We start from the raw sequence: 10,053 nt of genomic DNA on the forward strand, positions 1-10,053 counted from the left end.
CGTCGGCGGCGGATGAAGCCTCCGACCTTGCTCATCGGCCCCGATTTGGCAGCGGTCCCTACTTGTAGCATCATGCACGCTGCGACTCGGCCGCGAGTCGCTTGGGGGAGGGCTGAATATGAATCCGAGTTCAAGCTGCACGAAGCTGATCCAGCAATTCGAAGGGTGCGCGAAGAAGAATCCGGACGGCACATTCGCCGCCTATCCGGATCCCGGAAGCGGCGGGGATCCGTGGACGATCGGCTGGGGCAGCACCGGCGCTGACATCAAGAAGGGCGTCGTCTGGAGCCAGCAGCAATGCGACGACCGCTTCGCGACGCACGTCGGCGATTTCGCCTCGAAAGTGGCGGCAGCCATTGGCGGCGCGGCCACGACCCAGCACCAGTTCGACGCAATGGTGAGCCTCGCCTACAACATCGGGGTGGGTAATCTGAGCTCGAGCACGCTGCTCAAGAAGCACAAGGCCGGCGATTATGCCGGGGCTGCTGAAGAGTTCGCCAAGTGGAACAAGGCCGCGGGCAAGGTGATGGCCGGCCTCACCCGGCGGCGGGCGGCGGAGGCGGCGCTCTACGCGAGCTGAGCACCGCCGGCCGGCTGGCTACAGAACCTCGAACAGCCCCGCGGCGCCCATGCCGCCGCCGACGCACATCGTCACCACGACCCACTTGGCGCCGCGGCGCTTGCCCTCGATGAGGGCGTGGCCGGTCATGCGGGCGCCCGACATGCCGTAGGGGTGGCCGATCGAGATCGAGCCGCCGTCGACGTTCATCCGGTCCTCGGGAATGCCGAGCTGGTCCTGGCAGTAGAGCACCTGCACCGCGAACGCCTCGTTCAGCTCCCACAGGCCGATATCGTCGACGCTGAGCCCGAACCGCTTCAGCAGCTTCGGCACCGCGAAGACGGGGCCGATACCCATCTCCTCGGGCTCGGTTCCCGCCACCGCCATGCCGACATAGCGGCCGAGCGGGGTGAGGCCGCGGCTGGCGGCGAGGCCCGCCTCCATCAGCACGCAGGCCGAGGCGCCGTCCGAGAGCTGCGAGGCATTGCCGGCGGTGATCATCGCCTCCGGGCCAAGCACCGGCTGCAGCTTGGCGAGGTCCTCATAGGTGGTGGAGGGGCGGTTGCCCTCGTCCTTCGTGAGCATAACCTCCTGCATCGTGCTTTCGCCGCTCGCCTTGTCGGTGACCTTCATCTTGACCGTGGCGGGGACGATCTCGTCGTCGAACCTGCCCTCGGCCTGCGCCTTGGCGGTGAGCTGCTGGGAACGCAGCGCATAACGGTCCTGCCGCTCGCGGCTCACCGTGTAGCGCTTGCCGACCACTTCGGCGGTTTGGATCATCGGCATGTAGACGCCGTTGTGGAGCGACAGCAGCTCCGGGTCCGAGCCCAGCCGCATTTCCGGCGTCTGGACGAGGCTGATCGATTCGACGCCGCCCGCAACCATCACGTCCATCCGGTCGACGATGATCTGCTTGGCCGCCGTCGCGATCGCCATTAGCCCGGACGCGCACTGCCGGTCGATCGACATGCCGGATACGGTGACCGGGAGGCCCGAGCGCAGCGCCGCGGTGCGGCCGATCGTCGTCTGCACGCCCTGCTGCAGAGCCGCGCCCATGATCACGTCGTCGACTTCGGCCGGGTCGATCTTCGCCCGCTCCACCGCCGCCTTGATCGCGAAGCTGGCGAGGGTGGGGGAGGGGGTGGCGTTGAACGCGCCCCTGTACGCCTTGCCGATGCCGGTACGGGCGGTCGAGACGATCACGGCTTCGCGGGTCATTGGACTTCCTTTCTTCTTGTTCCTCCCTGCCGCGAAGCGGTGGGGAGGGGGACCACCAATAGGGTGGTGGAGGGGTATTCACACGTCAGGTGCCCGTCGAAAGACCCCTCCACCAGGCTTCGCCTGGTCCCCCTCCCCATCGCCGATGGGGAGGCACTCACGTGAAGATCATCCCGATCCAGTCGGCGATCAAGGCGGGCTTGTCCTCCCCCTCGATCTCGACGCTCACGGCATGGACGAACTGGAGGCGGCCGGGGCCTTTCTCCTCGATGCTGGACAAAGTGAAGCGGCCCCGCACCCGCTTGCCGGCGCGGACGGGCGCGAGGAAGCGCACCTTCTCGAACCCGTAATTGACCGCCATCCTGGTTGTCTCGGGGACCTGCATCACGTCGGCGGCCATGCGGCTGAGCAGCGACAGGGTCAGGAAACCATGCGCAATCGTGCCGCCGAACGGGGTCTTCGCCGCGCCCTCCGGATCGACGTGGATGAACTGCCGGTCCTCGGTCACCTCGGCAAAGGCGTCGATCCGCGCCTGGTCGACCAGCAGCCAGTCCGAAACACCGATCTCGGTGCCGATGCGGGCGCGGATATCGTCGAGGGTGGCGATGGGCATGGAGGGGGTCTAGAGCGCTGGCGCTATGAGACTCAAGACCGTTGAAGCGGACGCTACGGCATCCGCGCGCGCCGACATCAGCCGCCTCCACCGCGCGCCCGAGCCCGAGGTGCTGAAGCCCCTCCTCAAGGACGCGGCGCTCGACGGCGATTCGCGGCGCAGGGTCGAAAACCGCGCGCTCGCCATGCTCGCCGAGCTGCGCGCCGCCCAAGGTTCCGGCTGGGTCAACCAGTTTCTCCAGGAATATCGCCTCAACACCTCGGAAGGCATCGCCCTCCTCTCGCTCGCCGAAGCGTTCCTGCGCGTCCCCGATCCTGAAACCGCCGACCAGCTCATCGCCGACAAGCTCGGCAATGCCGACTGGCGCGCCCACAAGGGCAAGTCCAATTCGACCCTCGTGAACTCGGCGACCTGGGGCCTCGTCATCGGCCGCGCCCTCGTCAGCGAGACCGAGCAGGCGAGCGCCCTAAAGCGCCTCGTCGGCCGCATGGGCGAGCCGTTCGTGCGCCAGGCGGTCGGCGCGGCGATGCGGCTGATGGGTGAGATCTTCGTCATGGGCCGCACCATCGACGAAGCCGTGCGCCGCATGGAGAAGCGCGAGAATGCCGGCTTCACCGCCAGCTTCGACATGCTCGGCGAGGCGGCCCGCACCTTCCCCGACGCCCGCCATTATTTCGCGGCTTACGAAGGCGCCATCCGCGCGGTCGGCAAGGTGGCGGAGCGCGGCCATTCCATCTCGGTCAAGCTCTCGGCCCTCCACCCGCGCTACGAAGTCGCCCAATATGAAAGCTGCGTCCCCTCACTGATCGAGCAGGTCGAGGCGCTGGCGGTGCTGGCCAAGAACAAGGGCATCGCCTTCACCATCGACGCCGAGGAGAGCGAGCGGCTCGAAATGAGCCTCGACATCATCGAGACGGTCGCCGGCCTGCCGTCGCTGCGCGGCTGGGACGGGCTCGGCATGGCCGTCCAGGCCTATGGCAAACGCTGCCGCCCGACCCTCGCCTGGGCCGACGCGGTCGGCGCCGCCACCGGCCGCCACATCGCGGTCCGGCTGGTGAAGGGCGCCTATTGGGACAGCGAGATCAAGCGCACGCAGGAACAGGGCCTTGCCGATTATCCGCTGTTCACGAGGAAGGCGGCGACCGACGTCTCCTACCTCGCCTGCGCGCGCGACATGCTGGCGGCGAAGAACATCTTCCCCGCCTTCGCCACTCACAACGCCCTCACCGTCGCCACCATTCTCGAATGGGCGGGCAACAGCCGCGACTTCGAGTTCCAGCGCCTCCACGGCATGGGCGAAGGCCTGTACGAGAAACTGGTCCGCGAGGAAGGCTACCACACCCGCATCTACGCGCCGGTGGGCGGGCACCGCGACCTGCTGGCCTATCTCGTCCGCCGCCTGCTGGAGAACGGCGCCAATTCGAGCTTCGTCCACCAACTCGCCGACGAGCGGCTGACCGACGCCGACATCCTCGCCGACCCGGTCGCGAAGATCGCCACCGTCGGCGGCTCGCGACACCCCGCCATCCCGCGTCCCAGGGACCTGTTCGAGCCCACCCGTGGCAACAGCCAGGGGCTCGACCTTGCGGATCGCGATGAGCTGGCGCGGGTGGCCACCGCGGTCTCAAAGCCCCTCCCCTTCAGGGGAGGGGTTGGGGTGGGGTCTGTCGCCACGAAGAAAAGCGCTAACGGCTTCCCCTCCACAGGCCCCACCCCCAACCCCTCCCCTCAAGGGGAAGGGCTTGAGAAGCCAGCCATCACGTCCACCGGCGACCATTGGCAGGACTGCGCGTCCGAAGCCAAAGCCATGGTCTCCCGCGCCGTCGCCGCCTTTCCCGCCTGGGACGCCCAGCCCGTCGAACACCGCGCCCAATGCCTGGACCGCCTCGCTGACCTCCTCGAGCAGGAACGCGACGCGCTAATGCGCATCTGCGTGCAGGAGGCGAAGAAGACGATCTCCGACGCGCTCGCCGAAGTGCGCGAGGCGGTGGATTTCTGCCGCTATTACGCCAACCAGGCGCGCTCCGGCCTGCAGCCGCTGGAGCTCCCCGGCCCGACCGGCGAGAGCAACGTGCTGCGGATGGGCGGCCGCGGCGCCTGGGTGTGCATCGCGCCGTGGAACTTCCCGCTCGCCATCTTCCTCGGCCAGGTCTCGGCCGCCCTCGTCGCCGGCAACAGCGTCATCGCCAAGCCCGCCCCGCAGACGCCCGAGATCGCCGCCTATGCCGTCGGGCTCGCCCACGGTGCCGGCATTCCCGACGACGCGCTCGTCCTCGCGCCTGGCGGCCCCGACATGGGCGCCGCCCTCGTGGAGGACAGCCGCATCGCCGGCATCGCCTTCACCGGCTCGACCGCGACGGCCAAGCGCATCGCCCGCGCCCTCCTCGACGACGACGAGCGGCCGATCATCCCGTTCATCGCGGAGACGGGCGGGATCAACGCGATGATCGTCGATTCGACCGCCTTGCCTGAGCAGGTGGTGATGGACGTCGTCACCTCCGCCTTCCGCTCCGCCGGCCAGCGCTGCTCGGCGCTCCGCGTGCTGTTGCTTCAGGAGGAGATCGCCGAGCGGACGCTGGAAATGCTCCGCGGCGCGATGGACACTTTGGTGGTCGGCGATCCCGCCGATCCCAGGACGGACGTCGGCCCGGTCATCGACCAGGGCGCCTATGACCGCCTCATGGCCCACCGCGAGGAAACGCGTGCCCAGTGGGGCCACAGCATCGCCGTGCCCGCGGACGGCCTCTTCGTTCCCCCCACCCTGATCCGCGTCCCCGCCGTCGAGGACGTGAAGAAGGAATGGTTCGGCCCGCTCCTCCACGTCACCACCTGGAAGGCCGGGCAGCTCGCGGAGACGGTGGCGCGGATCAACGCGTCCGGCTTCGGCCTTACCATGGGCCTCCACAGCCGCATCGCCCGCGCCGCCGAGACGGTCGAGGAGGTCGCCACCGTCGGCAACCTCTACGTCAACCGCTCGATGATCGGCGCCATCGTCGGCTCCCAGCCCTTCGGCGGCGAAGGGCTGTCGGGCACCGGCCCCAAGGCCGGCGGGCCGCACTATCTGCCGAGGTTCTGTGCGGAGCGGGTGACCAGCACCGACACGACGTCGGCCGGCGGCAACGCGACGTTGCTGAGCTTGGAGGACGTGGGGCTCTGACCTCGTCCTCCCCGTGATGCACAGCATCATGGGGAGGGGGACCGCGCAAAGCGCGGTGGAGGGGCCTTCCTCTCGTGCCGGCGACCCCTCCACCGCCCTGCGGGCGGTCCCTCTCCCCATCGCCGCGCGACGGGGAGGACTAAGTGCTTGCCCGCGACGGAAAGCTGCGCAAGCATCGGCCGATGATCCCTTTCGCAGCCCTTGCCCTCGCCGCCTCCTCGCCCGCCGACGAGGCCCGCGCCTGGGAGCCGGCCCTGCGCGCCGCCGAGCGCGACCTTTGCGGCAAGCAGGTCGCCCTGCTCGGCGAGAACGGCTTCCACGGCGAAGGCAAGTCCGTGGCTTTCCGGGCGCTGCTCATCCGCCGGCTGGTGACCCGCTGCGGCTATCGCGCCGTCTTCTTCGAAGGAAGCCACTACGACTTCCTATCCGTCGGGCGCGCAGTGCGCGGGCGCCGGCCGGTGACCGAGGCGATGGTCCTCTCCTCGATCGGCGGCAAGTGGAACAAGGACGAGGAGCTGGCGCCTCTCGCCGCCTTCCTCACCGCCGAGGCGCGGGCGCGGCGCGTGACGCTCGGCGGCCTCGACGACCAGCTTGGCGGCATCGGCGAATTTTATTCGCTCTACGCCATGCCGCCCGAGCTCGCGCAGCCTCTCCCTTCCGGGCGGCGCGAAGCCTGCGCCGCCGCCCTCGGGCAGCGCATGCGCTGGGAATACTCAGAAGGCGCCCGCCACGACGCGGTGAGCGTCTCCCGCCTCCAGGCGTGTCTCACCGAGATGCGTGCCGCCGTCTCTGCTTCGCCGGCCGATGCCACCTTGCGCGCGGAACGGCTGGAGATGCTCGCGAGTGCCGAGCGCGCCCTCTCGCGCGATTTCCTGCCGGTGCAGGCCAATATCGCCGGCCGAGACCGCTCCATGTATCTCAATTTCCGGTGGCTCGCCGCGCGGCTGCCGCGCGACACGAAGATCATCGTCTGGGCCGCGAACCAACACGTCGCCAAGGACGCTGCGCTCGACCCGGAATTCCCGCCCGGCGGCAATCTCGGCGCCTATATCCACCGCCAGTATGGCGCCCGCGCTTTCGCGGTCGGCTTCACGTCCGCGTCCGGCTCGTTCCGCTGGACCCGCGGCGTGACGAAGGCGATTCCCGTAGCTGTGCCCGGCGCTCTGGAAGCTTCGCTCATCGCCGGAGCGGGCGAGGCAGCCTATGCAGGTCCCGCCCGCCTGCGCGCGCTGGGGACGCGGCCGGGTTCGCTCTTCAATCTCCAGAAGCCCCTGTCGGCAGACTGGACCCAGCTCTTCGACGGCGTGGTGGTCTTTAGGGCTGAGCGGCCGCCGGTCCGGACCGACGAGCCGCACTAGCCAGCACCGGACTCCCGCGGCTACCGTCGGACCATGACCGACCTTACCGCCTTCATCGCCGGCCTGCCCAAGGCCGAGCTCCACATGCACATCGAGGGCAGCCTCGAACCCGAGCTCATGTTCAGGCTCGCTCAGCGCAACCAAGTCGACATCCCGTTCAAGTCGGCGGAGGAGGTGCGCGCCGCCTACAGCTTCTCCAACCTGCAGGACTTCCTCGACATCTATTATCGCGGCGCCGACGTGCTGCGCACCGAAGAGGATTTCCGCGACCTCGCCATCGCCTATTTCGACCGCGCCGCCGCCGACGCCGTGGTCCACGCCGAAATCTTCTTCGACCCGCAGACCCACACCGCCCGCGGCATCCCCTTCGACACGGTGACGAACGGCCTCCTCGCCGGCATGGACGAGGCGCGCGCGAAGCACGGCCTCACCTCGAAGCTCATCCTCTGCTTCCTGCGCCATCTCGACGAGGCCGACGCCTTCGAAACCCTTCGTGCCGCCGAGCCCTGGCTGGACCGGATCGAAGCGGTGGGGCTGGACAGCTCGGAGATCGGCCACCCGCCGGAGAAGTTCGCCCGCGTCTTCGCCGCCGCCGCCGCGCAGGGCCTGAAGCGCGTCGCCCATGCCGGGGAGGAGGGCCCGCCTGAGTATGTCTGGCAGGCGCTGGACCTGCTCCACGTCGACCGGCTCGACCATGGCAACCGCTCGCTGGAGGATCCGCGCCTCGTCGCCCGGCTGGTGGCGGAGCAGACCACGCTCACCGTCTGCCCGCTGTCCAACCTCAAGCTCTGCGTCGTCGACGCCATGGCGTCGCACCCGATCGACCGGATGCTGCGCGAGGGCCTGCGCGTCACCATCAACTCGGACGATCCCGCTTATTTCGGCGGCTACGTGAACGCCAATTACACGGCGGCGGCGGAGGGGAGGGCGCTCACCCGCGACGACCTCGTCACCCTCGCCCGCAACAGCTTCCTCGGCTCCTTCCTCGGCGAGGAGGAGAAAGCGGCGCACATCGCGAAGCTGGAGGCCTACGCCGCCTGAGCCGCTCTACGCTTGCCCCTGCGGCTCCTTGCCGTCCGCCGCCGGGGGGCGCGGCTCTGCGTACGGCATGATCAGCCGCCCGTCCGGCGCCGCGGTGAAGGTGGTCTGGCTCGGATAGGCCATCTGGATGTTCGCCTTGTTGAAGGCGTCGAGGATGGCGATGCAAACAGCGCTGCGGGTGCCGTAAACTGTGTCCCAGTCGGTCGACTTGACGTCGAACTGCAGGTCGAAATCGAGCGTCGAGGCGCCGAAGCCCACCATCCCGCAGCGCACCAGCTTGGTCTTGGGCTGGCCCTCGACGATCTCCTTCAGCATGTCCGGCAGCCGGGCGCAGACTTCCGGCGGCGTTTGGCAGATGAGGCCCAGCGTCAGCGTCACCCGCCGCCGGTCCAATCGCGCGAAATTGTGGATCTGCTGCTCGAGCAGCTTGGCGTTGGCGACGACGATCTCCTCGCCGTTGACCGAGCGCAGCCGCGTCGTCTTGAGGCCGATATTCTCGACCTTGCCGTTGACCGTCCCGAAGCTCACCGAATCGCCGCGGCGGAACGGCTTGTCGAAGATGATCGACAGCGCCGCAAACAGGTCCTGGAAGATGCCCTGCGCGGCCAGGCCGATCGCGATGCCGCCGACGCCGAGGCCGGCGACGAGGCCGGTCACGTTCACCCCGAGATTGCTGAGGATGAGGACGATGGCGATCGCGAACAGAGTGACGGTGACGAGCAGGCGGATGATGCTGATCGCGGAGCCGAGCGTGCCGTGTCCCTCGCTCGCTCCGACCCGGTGCTCGACATAGCCGAGCACCAGTTCGCGCGCCCAGATCGCCGCCTGCAGCGCGAAGGCGATGACGAAGCCGAAGCGGATCAGCGTCATCAGCCCCGGCGGCGTGTAGGCGTGGGAGGCGACCAGCTCGGCCGACAGCAGGATGATGAAATAGACCTTCGTCTTCGCCAGCACCCGGACGAAGATCGCAGGCCAGTGCGGATCGCCGTCGAGCCGGGCGAGCAGCCTGCAGCCGACCCCGCGTATCGCCAGCAGCACCAAAGCGATGCCGATCCCCGCCGCCGACGCGATCAGGACGTCGAGCAAATGCCCCGACACCCAGGCCGTGGACTCCGCCGCCAGGCGCCCGGTCTTCTGCGTGAAGTTCAGCCCGCTGCCGTCGACCAGCGGCGCATGCGCGGGCGCGGCGCCGCCTTTCGCGGCGGAGACGATCTTCGGCACCGGCATCAGGCCGCCGCCGCCACTTTCGCTTGCGCTTCCTTCGCCAACTCCGCCTCCGCCTGCGCCTTGGACTTGGCGCCGGCTTTTGCACGGATTTGCGCCTTCTCGTCCACCCTTGCGGTCTCGCAGGGCAAAGCGTCGAGGAATTCGATGAGGCCGCGCTCGGCCGCGGAGAGGTATTTCCCTGCCCGCGGCAGCTTCCGCTCGCCGATCGCGCCGGCATCCTTCGCCGCCTCGATCAGCGCCGGGTGGACATAGGATTTGCGGCTGATCGCCGGCGTGTTGCCGAGCGCCTCCGCGACCGGCTCCAGCATTGCATTGAGGCCGATTCCTTCCTCGCCGGCGGCGCAAATCTGTTCGAAGGCGATCGCGCTCGCGCTCCAGGTGCGGAAATGCTTGGCGGTGAAATCCTCCCCGGTCGCCTCCCTGATATAATCGTTGACGTCGGTCGAGCTCACCGGATGGGGCTCGCCGTCGCCGTTGATATATTTGAAGAGGTGCTGGCCGGGCAGGTCCTGGCAGCGGCGGACGATGTGCGAGAGCCTCTTGTCGGTGATGGTCAGCTCGCGGTCGACGCCGCTCTTCGCCTTGAACCGCATCTTCACCGTGCGCCCGGCGACCCTGGCGTGGCGGCGGCGCAACGTGGTCGCGCCATAGCTCTTGTTCGCCTGCGCATAGGCTTCGTTGCCGACCCGGATGCGGCCGATGTCGAGCAGGCGGATCACCGCGGCGACGACGGTGTCGCGGCTCAGGCTGCGCTTGGCGAGGTCGGCCTCCACCCGTCTGAGCAATTTGGGCAGCGCCTTTCCGAAGCTGGAGCAACGATCATATTTGGCCGCGTCCTGCTGCTCGCGAAAGCCAATGTGGTAGCGATATTGCTTGCGGC

8 protein-coding genes are annotated in these 10,053 nt (G+C 68.6%); 4 read left to right on the forward strand and 4 right to left on the reverse strand.

The window, feature by feature from the left end:
* Positions 1-118: 118 nt before the first annotated feature.
* The gene (locus VGC56_RS02665; RefSeq protein ID WP_464123081.1) at positions 119-580 is read left to right on the forward strand and encodes a lysozyme; all 462 of its coding nucleotides are present in this window, start codon (positions 119-121) and stop codon (positions 578-580) included.
* Between the two features lie 18 nt (positions 581-598).
* Here VGC56_RS02665 and VGC56_RS02670 read toward each other — a convergent pair whose 3' ends face one another.
* Together VGC56_RS02670 and VGC56_RS02675 are read right to left on the reverse strand one after the other, a co-directional pair.
* Positions 599-1,777, reverse strand: a complete 1,179-nt coding sequence (locus tag VGC56_RS02670) for an acetyl-CoA C-acyltransferase (protein ID WP_464123082.1) — start codon at positions 1,775-1,777, stop codon at positions 599-601.
* 157 nt (positions 1,778-1,934) lie between these two features.
* Entirely contained in the window at positions 1,935-2,390 is a 456-nt protein-coding gene (locus VGC56_RS02675) for a MaoC family dehydratase (RefSeq protein ID WP_464123083.1), read from the reverse strand.
* A 25-nt stretch (positions 2,391-2,415) separates the two neighbouring features.
* Here VGC56_RS02675 and putA point away from each other — a divergent pair, with 25 nt between their 5' ends.
* From putA to VGC56_RS02690, 3 genes are all read left to right on the forward strand, one after another.
* Positions 2,416-5,547 carry a bifunctional proline dehydrogenase/L-glutamate gamma-semialdehyde dehydrogenase PutA gene (gene putA, locus VGC56_RS02680; protein WP_464123084.1) on the forward strand — a complete coding sequence of 1,044 codons (3,132 nt, stop codon included), beginning with the start codon at positions 2,416-2,418 and terminating at the stop codon, positions 5,545-5,547.
* Positions 5,548-5,729: 182 nt separating this feature from the next.
* Positions 5,730-6,905: an erythromycin esterase family protein gene (locus tag VGC56_RS02685; protein WP_464123086.1), complete on the forward strand. Its 1,176-nt coding sequence runs from the start codon at positions 5,730-5,732 to the stop codon at positions 6,903-6,905.
* Between the two features lie 33 nt (positions 6,906-6,938).
* The gene (locus VGC56_RS02690; protein WP_464123088.1) at positions 6,939-7,946 is read left to right on the forward strand and encodes an adenosine deaminase; all 1,008 of its coding nucleotides are present in this window, start codon (positions 6,939-6,941) and stop codon (positions 7,944-7,946) included.
* Positions 7,947-7,952: 6 nt separating this feature from the next.
* Here the strand turns inward: VGC56_RS02690 and VGC56_RS02695 are convergent, their stop codons facing one another.
* Positions 7,953-9,173, reverse strand: a complete 1,221-nt coding sequence (locus VGC56_RS02695) for a mechanosensitive ion channel family protein (protein WP_464123090.1) — start codon at positions 9,171-9,173, stop codon at positions 7,953-7,955.
* Positions 9,173-10,053, reverse strand: an 881-nt coding sequence (locus VGC56_RS02700; protein WP_464123092.1) for a DNA topoisomerase IB, incomplete at its 5' end; no start/stop codon positions are given. The genes VGC56_RS02700 and VGC56_RS02695, both read right to left, overlap by 1 nt.

Origin of the sequence: Allosphingosinicella sp. (assembly GCF_036403745.1) — a bacterium.
In the GTDB taxonomy this organism is placed as follows: domain Bacteria; phylum Pseudomonadota; class Alphaproteobacteria; order Sphingomonadales; family Sphingomonadaceae; genus Allosphingosinicella.